Source organism: Labrenzia sp. PHM005, assembly GCF_006517275.1.
Classification (GTDB): Bacteria; Pseudomonadota; Alphaproteobacteria; order Rhizobiales; family Stappiaceae; genus Roseibium.
Genome location: NZ_CP041191.1, coordinates 17,690 through 36,815, shown reverse-complemented (window position 1 = coordinate 36,815; position 19,126 = coordinate 17,690). Strand labels below are relative to the sequence as shown.

18 protein-coding genes are annotated in these 19,126 nt (G+C 48.4%); 6 read left to right on the top strand and 12 right to left on the bottom strand.

Annotated elements, in window-relative coordinates; genetic code table 11:
* Nucleotides 1–10: 10 nt before the first annotated feature.
* From FJ695_RS00285 to FJ695_RS00240, 10 genes are all read right to left on the bottom strand, one after another.
* Entirely contained in the window at nt 11–256 is a 246-nt protein-coding gene (locus FJ695_RS00285) for a gas vesicle protein V (RefSeq protein WP_141183582.1), read from the bottom strand.
* Nucleotides 257–260: 4 nt separating this feature from the next.
* On the bottom strand, nt 261–689 hold the full coding sequence (locus FJ695_RS00280) for a hypothetical protein (protein ID WP_141183581.1): 429 nt from the start codon (nt 687–689) through the stop codon (nt 261–263).
* Entirely contained in the window at nt 686–940 is a 255-nt protein-coding gene (locus tag FJ695_RS00275) for a hypothetical protein (RefSeq protein ID WP_141183580.1), read from the bottom strand. Before FJ695_RS00275 ends, FJ695_RS00280 begins: the two co-directional genes overlap by 4 nt.
* Nucleotides 933–1,313 carry a transcriptional regulator gene (locus FJ695_RS00270; protein WP_141183579.1) on the bottom strand — a complete coding sequence of 127 codons (381 nt, stop codon included), beginning with the start codon at nt 1,311–1,313 and terminating at the stop codon, nt 933–935. The genes FJ695_RS00275 and FJ695_RS00270 overlap by 8 nt, the downstream gene beginning before the upstream one ends.
* On the bottom strand, nt 1,310–1,951 hold the full coding sequence (locus FJ695_RS00265) for a hypothetical protein (RefSeq protein ID WP_141183578.1): 642 nt from the start codon (nt 1,949–1,951) through the stop codon (nt 1,310–1,312). The genes FJ695_RS00270 and FJ695_RS00265 overlap by 4 nt, the downstream gene beginning before the upstream one ends.
* Nucleotides 1,951–2,706: an AAA family ATPase gene (locus tag FJ695_RS00260; protein WP_141183577.1), complete on the bottom strand. Its 756-nt coding sequence runs from the start codon at nt 2,704–2,706 to the stop codon at nt 1,951–1,953. Before FJ695_RS00260 ends, FJ695_RS00265 begins: the two co-directional genes overlap by 1 nt.
* A gap of 68 nt (nt 2,707–2,774) precedes the next feature.
* Nucleotides 2,775–4,937, bottom strand: coding sequence for a DDE-type integrase/transposase/recombinase (locus FJ695_RS00255; RefSeq protein WP_141183576.1), 2,163 nt, complete (start codon nt 4,935–4,937; stop codon nt 2,775–2,777).
* A complete protein-coding gene (locus FJ695_RS00250; protein WP_209010851.1) occupies nt 4,934–5,392 on the bottom strand; it encodes a hypothetical protein in 459 nt (152 codons plus the stop codon). The genes FJ695_RS00255 and FJ695_RS00250 overlap by 4 nt, the downstream gene beginning before the upstream one ends.
* Nucleotides 5,385–6,224 (bottom strand): ParB N-terminal domain-containing protein, encoded by an 840-nt coding sequence (locus FJ695_RS00245; protein ID WP_141183575.1) that lies wholly within the window; start codon nt 6,222–6,224, stop codon nt 5,385–5,387. Before FJ695_RS00245 ends, FJ695_RS00250 begins: the two co-directional genes overlap by 8 nt.
* Before the next feature lie 251 nt (nt 6,225–6,475).
* Nucleotides 6,476–6,787: a helix-turn-helix domain-containing protein gene (locus FJ695_RS00240; RefSeq protein ID WP_141183574.1), complete on the bottom strand. Its 312-nt coding sequence runs from the start codon at nt 6,785–6,787 to the stop codon at nt 6,476–6,478.
* 156 nt (nt 6,788–6,943) lie between these two features.
* On the opposite strand from FJ695_RS00240, the gene FJ695_RS00235 reads away from it, so the two are divergent.
* The 3 genes from FJ695_RS00235 (at nt 6,944) to FJ695_RS00225 (ending at nt 10,239) form a co-directional block, all read left to right on the top strand.
* Complete coding sequence (locus FJ695_RS00235; protein ID WP_141183573.1) at nt 6,944–7,471, top strand: helix-turn-helix domain-containing protein; 528 nt, start codon at nt 6,944–6,946, stop codon at nt 7,469–7,471.
* A 299-nt stretch (nt 7,472–7,770) separates the two neighbouring features.
* A complete protein-coding gene (locus FJ695_RS00230) occupies nt 7,771–9,258 on the top strand; it encodes a hypothetical protein (RefSeq protein WP_141183572.1) in 1,488 nt (495 codons plus the stop codon).
* An 81-nt stretch (nt 9,259–9,339) separates the two neighbouring features.
* Entirely contained in the window at nt 9,340–10,239 is a 900-nt protein-coding gene (locus FJ695_RS00225; RefSeq protein ID WP_141183571.1) for a hypothetical protein, read from the top strand.
* A gap of 206 nt (nt 10,240–10,445) precedes the next feature.
* On the opposite strand, the gene FJ695_RS00220 is transcribed toward FJ695_RS00225, so the two are convergent.
* The gene (locus FJ695_RS00220; protein ID WP_141183570.1) at nt 10,446–11,075 is read right to left on the bottom strand and encodes a hypothetical protein; all 630 of its coding nucleotides are present in this window, start codon (nt 11,073–11,075) and stop codon (nt 10,446–10,448) included.
* Nucleotides 11,076–11,230: 155 nt separating this feature from the next.
* A complete protein-coding gene (locus FJ695_RS00215) occupies nt 11,231–12,202 on the bottom strand; it encodes a hypothetical protein (protein WP_141183569.1) in 972 nt (323 codons plus the stop codon).
* Nucleotides 12,203–12,496: 294 nt separating this feature from the next.
* Here FJ695_RS00215 and FJ695_RS00210 point away from each other — a divergent pair, with 294 nt between their 5' ends.
* From FJ695_RS00210 to gspD, 3 genes are all read left to right on the top strand, one after another.
* Complete coding sequence (locus tag FJ695_RS00210; RefSeq protein WP_141183568.1) at nt 12,497–14,251, top strand: hypothetical protein; 1,755 nt, start codon at nt 12,497–12,499, stop codon at nt 14,249–14,251.
* Nucleotides 14,252–14,722: 471 nt separating this feature from the next.
* Nucleotides 14,723–15,505 carry a hypothetical protein gene (locus tag FJ695_RS00205; protein WP_141183567.1) on the top strand — a complete coding sequence of 261 codons (783 nt, stop codon included), beginning with the start codon at nt 14,723–14,725 and terminating at the stop codon, nt 15,503–15,505.
* Nucleotides 15,506–16,768: 1,263 nt separating this feature from the next.
* Nucleotides 16,769–18,934: a type II secretion system secretin GspD gene (gene gspD, locus FJ695_RS00200; protein WP_168206219.1), complete on the top strand. Its 2,166-nt coding sequence runs from the start codon at nt 16,769–16,771 to the stop codon at nt 18,932–18,934.
* Nucleotides 18,935–19,126: the final 192 nt, after the last annotated feature.

Sequence of the window (19,126 nt, the reverse complement as noted above, 5' to 3'; positions counted from 1 at the left end):
CTCCTTGGGGCTAATCCTTGTAGGGAAGCCTGCTCTGCACCCGTTCGCCAACTGCACCGGCGTCACCAAGCGGGATCAGCTTTTGAGGGGGCGTTAGCTCCCGTTTCAAAAGCTCATTTGTAATCGCCTTCAGTTCGTCATGCAGGGCAGTGCACAAAGGGCGGTACATAGCTTTGCGCAACAAAACAGATCGGCGTTCGCGCAAGATAGAGATCTCACACAACGCGTACGTTGGACGGTTGGTGAGGCCTGGCATCGGGTCAGCTCCATTTCCCGGAGTGTCTGCCGGGGCGAATTTCGGCAGGCTTGGCCAAGGAGCGTTCAAACGCGGCGGCAGGCGGATCGCCCATCAGCGCGGCGGTCACATCATAAGTGCCCCGGGGTGCCTGCCGGCTGGCAATCGGCAACATGCGGAACCGGCGCGGGCGCCACTTGGGTTTCGGCTTTTCCGGGGGTGGTTCTGGAAGGACCGCTTGTGCCTTTGGTGTCTTGGCAGGTGATGTGACCACCGTGTTTGAGACCACTGCGGCAAGCTGCTGAGTGCGGGCGATTTCAGCGGCAACCGACCGGAGGTCACCAACCGGGCGGTCCAAAACTTCAGCGATAAACGGGTAATCCTCGCCAAGTGCTAGAAAACCGATCAACGTTGCCTGCTCCAGATAGGTGAGAGGCGTGGTTTTCGGGGTCATGCTGCGCCCCCGTCATTAAAGGGAACCGAACGCTTGGCGATCGGAAACAAAACGATCTTGTCATCGGACAAATCAATGATTGTTGCCGGTCTTGAAATCCGTGCGGCTTCCATCTGCCGGGCTTGATGGACGCAGTCTTGGAGCGCCAGTTCAGCAACCACCGCCAGACGCTGATCCAGTATGATCTCGCCGCGGTCGTTTTTCCGCATTTCCAGGGCTGCCCAAAAGCATTCCAGGTCTTTGCTAAGCATTGCTGGTTCTCCTCAAATAGGAATGCGGACATCCGTCCCGGCAGGCACGATAAACCTGCGAGCGGATGGCGTTGGTGACGGCGCGCGGTTTGCCCTGCCAATCCAGGCAGATGTGACGGCCGATCTCTCCAAGAATTGGGCAGACAACCGTTTCGCCCATCAAGGCACCCCGAACGGCTGCCTCGACCTTCTTCTGGTTTCCCGGATACCGGTTCGAAATCGTCTGGCTCAGAGTGGCCGGTGAAAGGCCTATTCTTTTGGCGCAGGAGTTGAGGCTTTGATTGTCCGCAAGACGGGCAAGCTCCCGCACATAATCTGGAAGGTCAGCGCCCCAGGCGATTTTTGCTTTTGCAGCCATGGTTTCGGCGGTCATGCTGCGACCTCCGTCGCAACCGGCGTTCCCATGATCTTTTTGAGATTGGTGTCATAGACCATTTTGGAGCGCAGGATCTTGGGTGGATTAGGACCACTGTTCATGGAGGGTTTTAGGCGCCAGATACGACCAACGTTTGGAGCACCTGGCCGCAGAATTGCGAGATATCCAGCATCTTGAAGATGACGGGCGTATCTTTGCGCGGTGGTCTTTTGAACTTCGACCTTGTCAGTTGAAGAAACAGCCGCAAGCTCCACGCTGTCGAAGCTGTTCAAAGCCCGCATCGAGGTCCACATGTTGAACTGAGCAAGGCCCTGAACACCGAGTGTTCCATCCCGATTGACGATTGGGGTCCGCGCAGGGCGTTTGAGCAGCCGGTAGACGTTGAAGATCCCGATGTCGTTGCTCATGGCATCGTGCTGTCGCTGTTCGATGATTTCGGCATATCCAGCAGCAACGAGACGCTTGATGAAATCGGCAACGCATTTGTCCGTCCGGTCGTTTGCGCTTTGCGCGACATCCCGGCGGGTGAACGTGTCTCCGTCATTCGTCAGATCCCGGATAACCCGCCAATAATGGTCATGGCCGCGGCAGATTGGGTTTGCGGTCGTGACCCGCAGTTCCAGTTGGATGGACATTATGCGGCCCTGCGGCCGATCCGGCGGGGCGGCTCTCCGGTGAAGAAAAAGCCTTTTGGCAGGTCCTTGATATCCAGCTCGCTCAAACCTTGACGGCGCGCATGTGTAACCAACCGTTCCAGGTTGACGTTGATCCGCCGGGCAAGACCGCTGGTGACATTCACCATGTGGTCGATTAGGTCGCCGCTGAGGCTCAGGTCCGGTGCGAAATAACGTGCCAGAACCTCTGCGTCTTCCCGGTCACAGGGTTCTGCCGGTTCCCAATGAAGAACCCGGTTGTGCACCCGTTCGACCTTCTGGATTTTAGTGGGCAGAAGTTCCTCGCCAATTAGAAGGATTGGCGCATGGCTGTGGTCATGGACCTCCCGGACGATTTCCAAAATGCCTTTGTCGGCAAGCTTGTCTGCTTCATCGATGATCAGCGGCCGGTCGGGATCATCACCAAGGGCCAGGATCACTTGTTCCGTTAGATCGGCGATGGTGCCCCGGGTTGGGGCTTCTGCTTCTTTCAGGATCTTTTGCAGCAGAGTTTTCTTGGTCCAGCTGTCGCCGACTTCAACCCGAAGAGCATCCGTCTTGTGCTGCGCCAGAATGGCGGCATAGGTCTTGCCGTATCCGGAATACCCGTGAAACACGCCAATCCCCGGCAAGTGTGGTCCGCGCTCTCTTAAGGTTCCCATGACCGTCAGGCACCGGGCGACATTCTTGAGAGGGGCGAGGCCGCCGCGATTGCCTGGATGACTTTGTGTCGTCATTTTGAAGTCCTTCAAGCTTTTGATGTCCGGCTCTGAATACAAGTGATGTCAGGGCCTATTGTTGCCCCTCACGACGCGGGCGGCACTTGGGATTTCAGCAAGGGATCGTCCTCGAGCAGCATCATTCGAGCCCGGTACTCCGGATCGGATTGATAGTCAGCGAGCCAGATCGCTTCCTTGTTGGAGAGTTTGGAACCATTGGCGATCCGTGCCTCCAATTGACGGGCGCGGAAAAACCGTTTGTCGGCCGTATCCAAAGCGTTCAGCTGCGTGACCTTGTCCGGCGCTGCGGGTTTTTTTTGCAGCTGCTCCATCATCTGACGTTGATCATCACTCAGCGGTATTGGTGTCCGCTTTGCTTTAACGGCAGACGCAGCCTGCATTTTGGCGGTTTCGTATTTCTGGCTCGGCTTTGGAAAACTGAGCACATCGGCGTTGTGCTGTGTCGCAGCGCGCTGGGCTTCGGCGATGGTGCGCGGTGTGATCCGCCGCTTTTCTTTCCGGATATCGGCGAGGCGTTCATCTTCGATCGCCTTTTGTTTAGCGCGAACTTTCTGGATGGTTTCAGCAGGATCGAGACCAGCAAGATCCGGATTGATGGCTTCGCCGAGATAGCTTTCTCCATCCGGTTCAAAGAGCCAGAGTTTGCCAAGATCTTCCGGATCATGGCGGGCAAGGATCTCCGTGCCAGGGAGAACATCACCGGTATAGAAATACTCGCCGCCGACCCGGATGCCCTGTTTCGTCACTTTGCGTAAGCCGTTCTGGCCAGCGATCGGAGCGAGCAAGACATTCAACGCGGTTGGATCATTTAGAGCGTGAACACTGCCGGTATAGGCCTGTGCCACTTGATAGGGCGTCTTGCGTTTTAGGCCTTCATGCGGGGTATGGGCATAGCGTTCTTCAGCCCATTGGTCCGCATAGTGCTGGAGTTCTTGAGCGGAGAGTTCGACATTGAAGAGCTTGGCATCGTCTGTGCCGTGACGAGCCGAAAAAGCCTTTCGAGCTTCAATGATCTTCCGGTCGGCTACCGAGTGACCAATAAAACCAGGCTGGGTGGCAGCAAAGTCTCGTTGAAAGGTGCCGATCACCCGTTCAACAGTTCCCTTTTGTTCGGGCGAATAGGGGGAGGACAGCTCGTGTTCGATCCCGAGGGCATCCAGCAGGCGGACGATCGACTTAGCAATGAAATCCGACCCGTTGTCGCTCTTGATGGTTTCGGGAACACCCCAGGCGAGAATGCACCGGCGGATTAACAGGCCGACGGCCGCAGCACGGGGATTTTCAGTCACCAGAATGATAACCCGGCGCGAATAAAGATCGATCGCCGCATAGATGTTCATGCGCCCGTCCGTCGTCATGACATCGGAGCGGGACGCATCGATTTCCCATTTCTGATTGAGCCGGTCCATGCGGTTTGCGCCTGTGGCCACAAAGCGGACCTTGGACTTGTAGGCATCAGGATCGGTCAGTTTCAAAAGGACGTTTTTGTCTTGTGATAGCCAGTTTTTAAGAGCGTTTTGAAACGTCCTTAAAGGCGGCGTTGAAACCTGCTCAAAGCGGCCTTTACGCTCAATGAGAAGGGTCTCGCCAAACTCGGCCAGGACCGCATCGCGAATGTGTTTGGCGCTGAGAAACTGGTTGGAGACATAAAGCGCGAGAATATAGTTCCGCACCCGGCCATCTTCGGCGCGGTCCAATATGCCGGTGCCCTTCCGGGCTCGGGACGGGTCATGAGCCAGCTGGTTGATGTTCGTCAGGGCGTCCTTGCGCCAGCGGTGCATGGTCCGGACAGAAATCCGTTTGACGTGCTCCAGAACCCAATCCGGCAGTGGAACTTTGCCGTCTTCGAAGAGCTGGCAAAACAGATGATCGGATCCGGTTGCCTTCAGGCCACTGGTTTTGCGGAAGCGCTCGGCAACCTTCAGAACAATCAACCGGGCATCGCGGGTGCTGAGTTCACGCTGGTTGAGCGCATTTGTTGTCTCTAGGAGATAGTCGTCCCGCTCGACACGAATGAACGATCCGGCATATTCCAGCCGCTGCGCCAGAGGCAGAAGATCGATGTGGTATTCATGGCCACCGCCACCTTCACGGCCTTTGCGTTTGCGGGCAAGATCGGACCCTTGCCAACCCTCACGTTCAGCGTATTTCTGAACCCCGTAGCGGCTGGCCGGAAAGCCCTCCAGTTTAAGAACCGCAATTTCCTGAGCTGTGAGCCAGAGTTTCATCTTGCCCCCCGGATCTTGGCTTCCAGGGTTTTGCGCCGCTGATCGACTTCGCGCTGGTGGTCTTCAATGAGGGCAAGCTCAATTACATTTTCAAAGCGGCGCGGGATCACGGCGAGGTCGAAATCTTCAGCCAGAAATCCAAGCAACTCGGTTTTGCCGGTGGCTTTGATCAGCGCAACAAACCGCTCCACTGTAATGTTGTGGTCGGTCTTTGCCTCGCTCGCATAGGCGTCAAGCATGGCGACACTGACCGGATGGCCGATCGCCTCGCTCATTCGGCCGGCAATGGTTGTCCGGTCCTTACCGCATTCTTTGAGAGCCTTGGCAATGGCGCGGCTGATACGAGAGGAGAGCCGGTTGCCCGGGATCGCTCCTGGTTCAAAGCCAACAGACACCCGTGGCGGGGTCCAGCCGTTGAACATGTCGATGGTGAAAGGATCGCGCGATTTAGGCATCGAGCCAGCCCTCCTTTTTCACCAGATCGATGATGTCTTTCTTGTGCTGGCGGAAAACGGCGAAACGTGAGGCGCGGGGTAGGTTGGGCAATATGCTGGACACCCGGTTGAGCAGTTTTTCTGTCTCTTTGGGCGCTGGCCTGCCGGAAAGGATCAGCTTTGCATCTGCAATCGATCCAGCCTTTGGATGATCGCCCAGGATCAGATCCAGGACCTTTGCCTGGGTTTCATGGTCGAGCTCGGCAAGAGCCTTCAGATCGGACTGTTTGTCGGCAAAAGATGTGCCTTTGAGATGCTCTCGGGAAGCTGGAGATAGGCTTTTAAATATTGCGACGGCAATCTGGACAGATCGTACTGTCAATCCAGTGTTTTCAGCGGCAGAAAAACAGAACGAAAAAATTTCGTTCTGATTTTCGCGTTTAGCTTGAATGGCTTTACTCTTTCTGTCGCCACCGTTTTTCGTTTCGGGATGCAGCGCCTCATAAACACGCTTGAGCTCAAAAAGAGCTTCGCAACGTTCAAGGGCATTGAAATCTTTGCGGCCGAGGTTTTCCAAGATCTCGTGCAGCCTTAATTCTTCTGCCGGCTGATCCGTTTCCGGGGTCAGAACCCGGCAGGCAATCTCTTTGCGTTTGAGTATTATGAAAGCTGCAAGGCGATGTTCCCCGGCAACAAGCCGGAACCGGTTGCCGTTCGCAGCAACATCAATAGGTGTCTTGTGTCCAGCTTCCTGGATCATACCGGCGAGCGTGTTTGCCCATTCCGGATCGAACTCGCGCAACCGATTTTCAGGGACATCAATGAGAGATATTTTGATTGCTGTGTCGGCCATCGAACTTACCCCTTGAAAGCCGCTCAAAAGACCGGGCGGCAGGAGCGCCCTGTTGGTCCGCCCGGTAAGTTGCGGGGAGGAAGTGGCCTTCCAGTCAGAAGGACACCAGGCGGCAGCGCCGCATCCCACCACTAAGCCGCAGGTGGCGCGCTTTCCCGGGCACCCGTATGTGCGAAGGGCGCGAAGGGAAACCGAATGAGAACAGGAGCGATTGTCTGGACTGATAGATTTTGTTGGCAGGAACTGGCCATTTATGCGGCCTCCTGGTCCAGGGGCGCTCGGCGTTTTTGCCTAGCCGTGTATGTAAGGAATTTGCTATCAAGGATTCGGGCGGTCGTCTTTGGATAGCGGTCCGGAAACAGTTTCTCTTTGGGAGTTTCGAGAAAGTCCGCAATGGCTTCCTCGGCCCAGGCGAGAGGGCGTTTCCAGACGTGAGACATGGACTTGGGATTTTTACCGTTTGCCTCCGCGAGCCTGGCCATCGTCATGTGCTGGCGATGCAGCTCGGCTTTGATGGAAAACGGATCCCAGCCACCTTTAGGGACCTCATTGGGCTTAGCCATAGCAGGTGCCTTTCGTGAAAACGGTTTGGTGCAACAAGCCGTTTTCTTTGGGTTTTGGTGTAACCAGTCGGGCCGGTATGTCGGCCCGATGAGAATAGGGATAATCCACATTTGTAGAAAATACAACCTACAAATGTAGACTATTTGTTGTGTTGAGTGGCGAGACCGGAAAGCGAACCAGAAACTGAGCTCGGTAAGCGTTTGCGTTTATTGAGGAAAACAGTTGGCGGTGACGATGTGAGAATCTTCGCTGAAAAAATCGGAATCGGTAAGGCGTCTCTCTACAACTACGAAAAAGGTGATCGCGAACCGACTTCTCGCGTTCTGTCGGCTTACTCTCAGGTTTTCGGAGCAAACCTCCATTGGCTTTTAACTGGGGCGGGGGAGATGTTTGCAGATGCAACCGCGGCTTCGGCATTAAAAGCTGGATATACGATCAAGCCAGATGTGTTTCGCGCCGTCGGCCGCTTGGTAACAGATCTCAACAAGGCTGAGGGAATAACTCTCCCACCCGATGCTCTGCTTGACGAGCAATCCAGCGCCTACAATGCTTTGATCGAGCGAGCCGAGAATCCGTCAGACACGGACGAGCTCAACAGCCTGCTGCCCTGGCTCGAAACCCGCTTGAAACGGAGACTGTCTTCCGCCAAAGCTGCTCCCGGCACTGGCAAACGTCCGGCTTGATATCAATACAATTCTCGATTGCATCATATGAGCCGCTGCGGCTGTCAATTGCAAACTAAAAGAGCAGATTGTCATGTGTGCAATTTATCTGAGAGTTTCCTGGCGTCCTAATATTCCCTTTAGGGTAATTAGGATATGAGGGGTAACTGATATACCGATTTATTTTAGAAAATTTCAAGATGACGAATATAAATATAAATAGATGGAGAATGCCGTAGAATTGAAAAAATTAATTTCTTAACGTATTATATTGAAGGAAATTTTTCTACTATTAGGTATCTATTTTTGGCGAGTTTCAAATGGGTGACTTTACGAAAGAAAAAGATGTAATCGTTGCGCTTCAGAAATACTGGTGGGCAGTTCAATACCCAGGAGATATTATATTCACAAAGGCGAACGGGATAGGTTCATTTGCAAATCGAAGTCTCCAAAAATTAATAACTGGAGATGAGGCGAAATCGTCACACGTTATACTGTGTGTTGCTCCAGGATTGTATGTGCATTCCGTATTCGGAAAAGGCGTTATTCTTCAATATGCTGAAGAATTGCCGATTTTTACTTCAAGACGCGAAGCGGGGTATCGCAAAAAAGGAACATGGCTGGTTAAGGTATTTCGACATAAACAGTTTTCAGATCGATTAATCGCTTCGCAATCAGCAATGAAAATTTCGGAAGCCTCTATGTATTTCGTTGGCCAGAATTACAATTTCCTTTTCTTTCAAAAGAATAATCTGGCATCAGAAGTTTATCAAAAGTCTAGTGCTTTTTGTTCAGAGTTTGTGGCCAATGTATTTGATCGACTGAATTTGCCATTGACACTAGATTCTACAGAACAATTGCTTCCAGTACATTTGCAAAAACAATTAGAACAGGATTCGAATTGGAATAATGTTACAAACGTTTACATGAATGTTTTATCTGAACTTAGAGACGGCAAATGTGTCCAGAAAAAATTTAATAAAACAGAAGAATTTGTTTCATTAATGCAAAGAAAAATGGCCGTATCACAATACGAATTATTAATGACAAAAATGAATCTGGCTAAAAATTTTAGCGAATTTGAAGATATTATTTCAATAATACCTAATATGGATGTAGATCAAGCTAGAGAATTTGTGAGTAAGATATGCAGTACTTTTGACTACCGCATAGATAGCAAAAAATTTAGTGAAAAATACTCCCACAATTTGGATTATATAGATTCAGGTTGGGATGAGGACCCAGATAGTTTTATCCAGGAATTAAACCCAAGGGTAAAACTGGAAACCACGGAAGAAAGGATAGCTAAGACAAAAGAAAATATGGAAAGAGAAAATGAAACAATAGAAAACATTATTGAAACATCTAGACCTATAGTTGATAGACTAAAAATATTACTTTTAAATAAAGAAGAAATGAAGCGTGAGTTAATCAGTCAATTTCCAGAAATAAGTGATAGTGAAAAATCAGATCAAGAAGATGCAATTACAATTAGCCATATGATTAATACCTCAAAAGAGGACGTGACCATTGAGGCGATAACTCATTTAAGAAACCTTGTGGAATTGATGGCAATTGAACCAAATCTTTTTAGTGATGAGCTCAATGCCGCGCTGAATGTTCTTGAAGCTTTCGTGGAACGTCTCAACGAGCCTGAATTTCGAAACAAGTTTTTGGAGCACGAGAAAGGAATGTCAAATATTATAAAATTAATGGATAAGAATATTGAACATAGAATAAATCTAAATGAAATATATAGTGATATTGAAATACTGGAGAGTATAAGAAGTAAATTATCTGAATTATAAGATAATATGAAATATAATAGAATTTAAATTAGCCAAAATTTCGAGAAAATATAAGAAATAAATAATTAGGGGGTTAGCATTATGGAAAATAATTATACGGGTGTCGAGTTTCCTGTAACCAAATCTGCGATGCTTGGGCTTATCGACGCGGAGATTGAAATACTGACAGAACGCAGAGACAAGTTTTACCGAAGGATGTTGCGTTACCGCACTTTCTCATGGGTCTCACGCGCTGGTGGTATGTTTTTCCTTACTGTCGGAGTAATATTGCCTCTCCTGCAAGTTCCGCTTCATTCTTGGTTGCCGCATTTTCCAACCGTCGAACTTGCATATGCTTCTTTACTTCTTGCCGGCATCGCAATTTTGTCAGATCAGGTGTTTGTACATACGGATAGTTGGATGCTTAATGCATCAGCAGTAACCGCAACTGAGTCCATTCGATCTGAGCTTATCCAGTATAGAAATATATTATCTGCAACAGTTCCGAGTGATGATGCGGCTCAAGAGAAAATAGAATCTTGTATATCAATTATTCGTGAAAATAGAGACGCCGCTGATGCTGTTAAAAGTTCAGTAGAAATTAGTTTTGGTGAAAAGATAAGAGAAGGCCGAAGTGTTCTTTCCAAAAGAATAGCTGCTGCTACGCCTGAGGCAAGAAAACTTGCGCGTGAAGTGATACATGAAAAGATGAAGTCTTCGAAAGACAAAGAATCAAAAAATGCCCAACTAGGTTGCCTGGAAATTGAAATCGGCAATCCTGAAAGGCTGAGCACTGCCCAGGTGTCAGTTGGCGGAGAAAAACACGAATGGGATCCTAGTCGACGTGCTATGGCGATTGGCGAGCTGCCGGTTGGTATGGTTTCCGTTGGAATAGCGGCTGAACTTGATGACGGTAACTCCTACGTAACGGAGAACTTCATCGACATTCGATCTGAAGCGGTAGCTAGAAAAGTCTTTACATTGCCGCATACGAAATCATGAGCGATTAATAATATTCCCGCCAATAGGGGTAGAGCCTTCTCGTTATTCGTATGTTGCAACCACACACAAAGCGCCTGGCCGGTCGGGACCCGTCACATCGATTCGCATAATGTGTAATATGGAAATGTATCTTTGACTGCAGAGGAAAAATGATCAGCTGCAAGTCAAAACTCAGATATTAGCGATATGGTTCAAAGAATGAATTTTCAGTTCTTTTTGCAGAAATACAACGCGATGAACGGAGGCATGTTGTTGTGAGACTGGCCTTCTCCTGCCGGCCCAGTTTGCTCTGTGGCATTTTTTAAACCGAACTCGTTGTGTGATTTATCTACATGTTCAGGTGAATTTGTTCCATCTGAAAAGGTGAAAGCGTGAGTATGCTCCGGTATCTGACTAACAGAAAGCGTGACTCTTTCTTCGCCTCCAATAGACTTTGTTGAGTCATCTTTAAATGAAGGGTAATCTGTTAGGGGAATTCCGTTTTGATCTTTGTTGGTGTTTGTCCCTGCACCGACAATCATGCGGCCACCAGCGCTTTCAAACAAAGACCACCCTGCCGGGCAAGCTCCCCCATTCTTCTCGCTGCGATCAAATGCAACGACTGCTCCGGCTAGTAGGGGAGTTTTAGCTTCTGGTTCAGGTGTCGCTTGTGTTGGACCCCATTTTCCTAAAAAACCAAGTTCAACCTGTTGAGTCGCAAAGATCATAGCGTTTCCGACTATCGCCACAAATACAAGCGCTGCTATGGAGAGCAACCAAACCGGAATTTTTGCCACTACATCCCAAGCGGTTTTTCCAGTTTCTTCCTTATTCCCTAGACTATCTCGTTCGCTCATCTGTATGCGTAAACCTCAAAACTTAGTTTTATTGGTAGAACTTATTGGTGTTATTCCCGACGCAACACTCCGGAGTCCAATATCGCTTTTATCAGGTATTAGGTATGTGAGGGCCGGCGAACTAGTCCTCACATTTTTTTAGTATCTAGTTGTATTCAGAAAACTCTTTTGGTCGAAACAGCATGCGTGCAGGGTATTTCCCCTTTACAGCCGCCTAGCTGAAATCTTGATACTCCAATTTTCCTTCTACCCCCGCCCTCTCTTTTGCCGTGAAAAACAATATAGGCCTCATAGCTTCCATCTGGAAATACGTCTGTCATGACTGATTGAGGGCCGCCAAAGGTAAATGTTGCTATTTGTTCTTTAGTTTCTTTGTTTTTGGGAATTTCCGCCAGCCAGGTGCGGTTAACCCGTTGGTCATTTGAAGACTCATATTCCGGCGCAGCAAGCCAAAATTTTGAATTCAGCAGTATTGTACCCTCGGGCAATTTTAGGGGCTTTGGAATATCCCTGGCTTCAGAACTCACTATTGGGCTATCAATTGTCACACTAAATTCTGAGTTAGGTTTGCGATCAAAATCTAGAAACTTCCGAATGCCACGCTTTAACGTTGTGACTGGGTCGTCAGGTTTTTCGGCGCCTATCAGTTTTCCAATCGTGATATCGATGGCTTCTGGCTGACTTGGACTTGGATTCCAGGCCACCGATATACGCACTCGCGTGTCGGTTACTTTTACTACTTCTACAGATAAGCCGTGCCGAGTTCCCTCTAGGCAAGCTAAATAGGCTTCCAGGCCATTATCAGACAAAGAATCTGCCAAATAGCTGGTTGTATATCGGCTTTTATCTTCATACTTGAATTTCTTGTAGAGTTCTTTTCGAGTTTCGTGAAATTCTTCATAACTAGCATTCCCACTGATCCCACCGTAGCCACCTCCAGCGGCTATTTGCTTTCCACCTCGCTCCCAATTGGATTGATCGATAATACTTAGAATTGCCATGTCCATTTCGATGGACTGTCCAAACCTCACATTGTCCTTGAAGTGTTTAAAATCACACTTGTGCTCTGCAGCGTAAACCGTGGTGGCGTGTGCAATAAATACTGCAAGAAAAACAAGAAACCTCATTGAAGAATCCTCCATCCATCGGAAATGACGTAACGTTGTCAATTGTTAGGCGTACCATTTAGATATGAAGTTTCAAAAAAATGCTAGTGAATTATCCGGAGGGTATAAGGGCTTAGAGATTCGCATAATGTAGAATATGGAGTGGTTCTGGTTAGCGGTTTATTTTTCTATCGATCAGTGCCCAACACTGGTGAGTAGTTGGCTACATAAAATTTTTGACAGGTATCGATCTCAGAAATAAGCTTTAAGTTGCAAAGTTTGGCGAATTCTAATTTACGCATTGAAGAGGCAGATATGAAGTTCGGAAATTTATTAGCTGTCGCGCTCACCATTTCAACTTCCGCTTCCTTCGCAGCGGAGAACGGCAATTCCACAGAGTACCGCGCACGTATTTATGATGAGTGCCCAATTTCCAAGTTAAAATCCACCGTCAATACAAAAGCAACAAAAGCAACACTTCCGGATCTGACGCCAGGCAAACTTGATCCAGCCATCAGTAAAACAGGAAACAATACTCTAGTTGCAGAATCTGTAGGAACTGCAATCATCGCGTATGGAGTGTCACAGCTTTTTAGATTTGCAAAATTTGGCGGGAAGTTTTTCTTAGGAAAATACTTAGAAAGTAAAGAAACAGAAGATGGACAAGAAATATTCTCCGAGCAATTTACGCTCGCTACAGATGGGTTTTATGTAGTTCATGAAACCGGTGAGTATTTTTCTCCACTACTAAGCTCTTGTCTAACAGTGGTTCGCGCTAAAGTAGGGCCTCCCCCTATCAAGGCCGATGCTAACACTTACTGGGCTACTCCAGCCGGACAGAAGATTTTGCAAGAAATGGGTTTTCAGCAAAGACCGAATTTCTATGCTGAGTTCGTTGCTGAACGATCAAGTGATGGTAGTGCATATCGTATGGTGCCAAAAACCGTCGCCTATTTTGAAAGCTTACAGGCGGGTAAAAATAATCCTACCGACGCACTGTCGATCTCTTTTGAACTCACCGACCCTTCTCAAAATAATACTTCTATAGGAGGTATCCTGTTTAATGAGAAGGATATGGGTAACTATCAAAATCCGTCGTCTACGCCGATCAGTGCGGACAAATACGCTCCAATGGACAGGAATATTTTCTGGTCACCTATCCCTATTCCAAGTGAGGCGGCTATCAAGAAAATCGCTTCCCGTAAATCTACATGGAAGCAGATAACCGAATTTCTGGATAAATATGAAGATTTTGTTTTGGCTCAGAAAAACCAGCCTAGCGTCAGAGCGGCCTATGCAGAATTTCGTGGCAATGAAATAGAGCACGCGCACAACTACCTTTATCTTAAGGTGGTTGAAGCCTTGTTAGATCGCATTTCGCAAATGGAACTTCCAAATGCCGCGCCCGCTGATGCGGATAATATTCAAAACCTCAGAGCAGCATCCGAAGTTAGCGCAGCGCTGGTAACTTATTACTCCGACCAAATTAAAAAAACAGGAGACGAGGGCGGAGCGAACGAACTTATTAAATCATCTCTTAGACATCAAAAGAATTTGCAAGATATTGTCAAATTGCAAAATAATGAAAACAAGTTGGGCGCTCAGCGTGTTAGAATAAAAACTGCTAAAGACGAAGCCGTTAAGCTAAAAAAAGTAGTTAAGGAAGTTAGAAGCTCAATGGTAGAAGTCCAAAAAGAAACAGGCAACAATCTAAAATTAAAGGTAAATCACGTTCAGCCGTATCTGCTGGTAGGCGCGATTACAGAATACAAAGAACTCTCCCTATTCGAAGAGCTAATAAGAGAATTCCTCGCAAAGGAAGGGGAAAGCGTTATCGAAGATGCGGTGACCGCTTTAGGTAGTGCCGTCAGCATCGAAACAAGAATCGATTCCCAGGAAGCAAAATATGCTTTGAGTGTTGTAGAGTTGAAACTAAAAGATGCACAGGAACGCTATCATGAAGCTTTGTTGGCTGGTGATGAGCAAAGTATTATTAGAGCTATTGAAATAGAAATTGAAATACTTAAAGGTGAGCGTGATGTTGCTGAGCTCAAGGTGAAAGGGTACTAGTATTATGCAGTGGAAGTAATATTCAATTCATCGACTTGTATAAGGTGCCGCACTTTGTTGTGTTCTAGAAATGATTCATATCACTGTTAAACAGGGTTTGGGCGATCAAATTCGCATAACGTGGAGTTAAGTAACTAGGAACCCGTTCCGGTGAGGCCTATCGCGGAAAGAAAACGTGCCACACGTACAGTCTAGGCAGAATACTAAGCACAGATCCCGAGTAGTTTATCTGTTTCGTTTGCTTCCAACGTAAAACAGAAGGTGTGGATCGGGCGGTAGGTTCAATTTCAATGGTTTCAGTAATGTAGAGTGGATTGATTAGAGGGTGGAGGTGCTAGCTATCTGCAATTTCTAATTGTTGTGATCGGTGACAGTCTTGATTGGGGAAGTTAGGTGTTAGCGTTGAACTACGGCTACTGATTGACTGAATAGGATATTTTTCCTAGCGTATCTTTGTCGAAGGAACCCAGAATGTTTTTAAATGTGCTCAAAAGTCTGATCATTTTAACCATATCCGGTGGAGCGGTGATCGCGCAGGATAACTCAGATACTCAGAGAACTAATAAAGTTACACATTATTACGTTCCATTACTAGAGAATGATCCGCCGAACAAAAGAAATTGTCATTCTATTGAGGGTGTATGCAAGTACATTTCGGGGGGAGAGAAATACATATATAATTATACTGGTGAAGATGCGCCAAATGGAAGTGTTTTCGTTGAATATGCAAAAAGGCACTCAAAACTAGTGTCGGAAGCAGTGTGTAAGCACGGTAAAGGGTATGGTATTGATACGAATTGCACTCACCCCTGTCGGAGCTTAGCTGCTTCAACAAAACACCATCGGCGGGGCGAACTTCTGTTTTTTGAGGAGCTTGTTGGAGTTGAGTGTGGTTCGGGCAAATCGGCAATGATTCACGATGGCTACGCCTTTGTAAACGATACTGGCTCACCTAGGCATTTTAACCGCACCGGGCGATTTGATTTTTTTTGGGGCGATTGCAACTCCTTCAATAATGATGCTGTCTGCTTGGATGGAAACGCCCTAAAGATTGACCGCGAGTTGGATGGTGCAGAGTATCGATTGATTTGGTCCCCGCACCTGCCTGAGCGCAACAAAGACATTATGAAGAGCGTTGAAAAAAGTGTGCGCGAGGAAGCCAGCAAACGCGAAGATGGGGAAGCAGCGAGAAACTTCCGCTTTGAGGACTTTTTGGAAGGAAATCGGCACTACAAGCCATTTGATGCCGACTGAATACAAACGCAGGGTTCAACCCCATTGGACTAGGCGCTCCCACCTTAGAGGCCTAGAGCAGAACAACGCTAACTCAAACGGATGAACGTGTCCGGATACTGACCACAAAACTCGAGTTTGTCTGTTGCGTTTCTCGCCTACGCATTACTGCAAGACTGGGTCCGGCGGCAGGATCGAATTCAAGAAATTCACAATCTCCAGTGTGGATCAATCTATGGGGAGAGGGTCGATCCTGCTAGTACATCTACCTTTCATCTGACTGTATTGAAGATTGTAGGAGTGCGGTGTAGCCGGTGGATTCGCATAATATGTCATATGGAATTTGATGTTTCTGTAGTTTCAACCTCGATCAGGGGAGGGGGCAACCACATCCCACTTGATCGGCAGAATTCTGCGAATTATTGCAAGTTGGGAACCGGTAGTGAGGTTTTGCTTCTAGTTTCCGCCTCGGACTTCTGCGGCCATTGAATTCAAACGAGTTTTTTAGATGGCATAAAATGCCAGCCGACATTTCCGTGATGTTTTGCCAAATGAAGTTGCACGCCTGGTTTCAGGTTGTTCCACAGGAAACGGCAGGAAACCGTCCAATACCGCATAATCCCACTTAATCCCGGACGTCCCCTAAATGCCAAGTGTTCTTGCGCGTTACATCAGAAAAGAAAACTGCCCGTCAGAGCTGTCTTAAGCCGTCTTTGACTGGCAAATTCAAAAGCATGTAATGGCGCTGTAGCTGTCAGTGCTCGTAATGGGTTGTCATCTGCTCATGTGTCGCCTCAGCGAAACATGATAATAAACATGAAAATGAAACGGTTTCAAAAACACCGCGTGTCTTTGAGTCCCGCGGTCGCGAATAACCCCGTAGCCGAAAAAGGTCCCGAAAGGACCCGCGCCGGAAACGCCGCGCGTTATCGTTACAAAGCCATAGGGCGGCCTGAGCGTTTGCGTCTCTCGTGCCTGTGCCAAAGGCCCAGCAGAGGCAACACCTCACGGACAAGACGCATCTACCCATTGTTGTTTTGGAGTTAAGCTGGGAGCCCGCTTTCCTGCAACTGCGCCTGAGTATTCGAAACTGAAGCGGATGCGCAATGAGCCTCAACAGGTGCCGTGCAATGTTTAGAGCCAATGGTGATGGCGGGCGCCGAGGCCAGTTGCAATCCAGCAACGCGTAGAAGATGCACGAGAGTCCATGAAAATAATATCATTGATAAATATAACTATGGACTTTAGATAGCACCTCGGTGTCTCGGGTCGCGTATAGATTGAATGAGTATCATTTCCAATTTCATTTCCAAAATTACGCATTCTATATGCTGGAAACGGCTGCGCAAACTCGCTCCTCTGTTCGCTGTCTCAATTCTATCTGCATGTATGGCAACGAGTGCTGATTCCGAGTTTGACCTGGGCAGTACAGGCAAGGGCGGTGTATCGTTAAGTGGATTTAATCAGAGCTTCTTGACCACCGACAAAAAGGCGCGATCTGGCAAGAACCTGCAAACTCCTGGCTATCAGGTCGTCAGCAGTTCAGGCACACTTCGTCAAAACAAAAATGTCTCTTTTGACTCAGATGACCGCGTAAATTTGAATCTTCGGGATGCCTCGATTGACGCTGCTGCAAAAGCGATTATCGGCGATATCCTTGAAAAAAATTATGTGATCGCTCCGGAAGTTGAAGGCACTGTAACACTTCAGACAACAAACGCTCTTCCACTCAGGGGGCTCCTGGACGCGTTCAACACGATCCTGGCCTTTAGTGGTGCTGCATTGGTTGAGCGGGGAGATGTTGTTTATATCGAACCAATAGGCAGCCTTGATGCAGTTTCGCCAGAAATCCAATCCAAATGGAGTGGTATCGGAAACGAGATCGGCCGAAGCATAAAAATTGTGCCGCTGGATTATGTTGCAGCCAATGAGATTTCCGAACTCTTGAAGCCTCTGATAGGGGCGGACAAGATCCTACACATAAACAAACGGCAAAACTTGATATTCCTTGCAGGCGCGCCGCGAGAAATCGCGGCAGCAATCGATGCCATCAATTTGTTCGACGTCGACGTAATGCGAGGGCAATCCTTTGCACTCATTCCAGTCAAGAATGCTGAGCCCGAGGATATCGCGAAAGAACTGCAAACTGTATTTGCATCAGAAGAAGGCGGAGCTCTGGATGGAGTGGTGAAGTTTGTTCCAAACAACCGTCTGGGGTCAATTCTCGCGATTTCTTCAAGGCCGCACTATCTAAAAGAAGCCCGGTTATGGATCCAGCGGCTGGACAGAGCCGCAGCTGGTGCAAGTCAAAAGCTATTTGTGTATTCGGTGCAGAACCGGGAAGCTGAAGAGCTGGCGGAACTGCTGCAAGGCATTTTGGGCGGAGAGGCAAACTCGGGTTCGGGACCAAAGGAAACGAACACCACGCCTGAACAAAATGATCGTTTTGATGCGACCTTTTCGGCGGCGTCGGAAAACCGGGGTGTGCCGGACATTGACTCGAAAAGCAGCAATACAGCGTTCACCACCGGAGGCATTCGAGTTGTCGCGGATAGCGCAAACAATGCCATATTGGTCTACTCCACCCAATCGGAATATGAATCGATACTGCCAATGATCCGGGGGCTCGACTCCCTGCCAAATCAGGTCCTTCTCGAGGCGACAATCGCTGAAGTAACACTGACAGATGAATTGAAATTTGGCTTAAGATGGTATTTTGAGACGGGCAACTACTCATTCAAATTGTCAGATGCGATTAGTGGCGCGGTTGGGGCGACAAATCCTGGTTTCTCTTTGCTGTTCTCCGCTGGCGAGTCAAAAATCGCGCTGAATGCACTTTCAAGCATTACCGACGTCAATATCATTTCCTCTCCAAATCTTATGGTTCTTGATAATCGTAAAGCTGTTCTGCAAATCGGGGATCAGGTGCCGATCGCTACCCAATCAGCGGTCAACACGAACAATGACAATGCTGTTGTAAACTCGATTGAGTTAAAGGACACCGGCATCATTTTGTCCGTGACACCCCGTGTGAACGACAGCGGCCGGGTTATTCTGGATATCACACAGGAAGTCAGTGATGTGGTCCGCACGACCACATCTGGAATTGACTCACCAACGATACGGCAGAGGAAAGTCACCACAACTGTTGTGGTCAACGATGGTGACAGTCTGGCACTTGGCGGTCTCATTCAAAAACGGGATGAGATTACAAAATCGCAGGTGCCTATATTAGGAGATGTGCCGGTAGTTGGTACCCTATTTAAGCACAAGGACGATACCGAACGGCGGACAGAGCTCCTTATATTGATTACGCCCCATGTCATCAGAGATTTCAGGGAAGCCAATGATGTTACGGAAGAGTTCCGCAAACAACTTGGCGGCTTACGGGCGCTGGGGAATGATCAAACGCGCGGATTTAAGCACCAGCTCGGTCGGGTGCTGCGGTAACAGCGATTTATGGTCTGGAAGTCGGGCACACTGTTTCTGGTCGGTCTGTCGCGAATAGGTTGTGCAGCGAGTTATCCACAGTCATGGCTTTGAAGTTGACGCTACGGTTCCTGCAGATTGCGCCCCAGCGAGGGGTTCTCGTTGAAATTGTTGATTAACTTTGCGCATCTAATGCGTTATTCAGCCATCCGT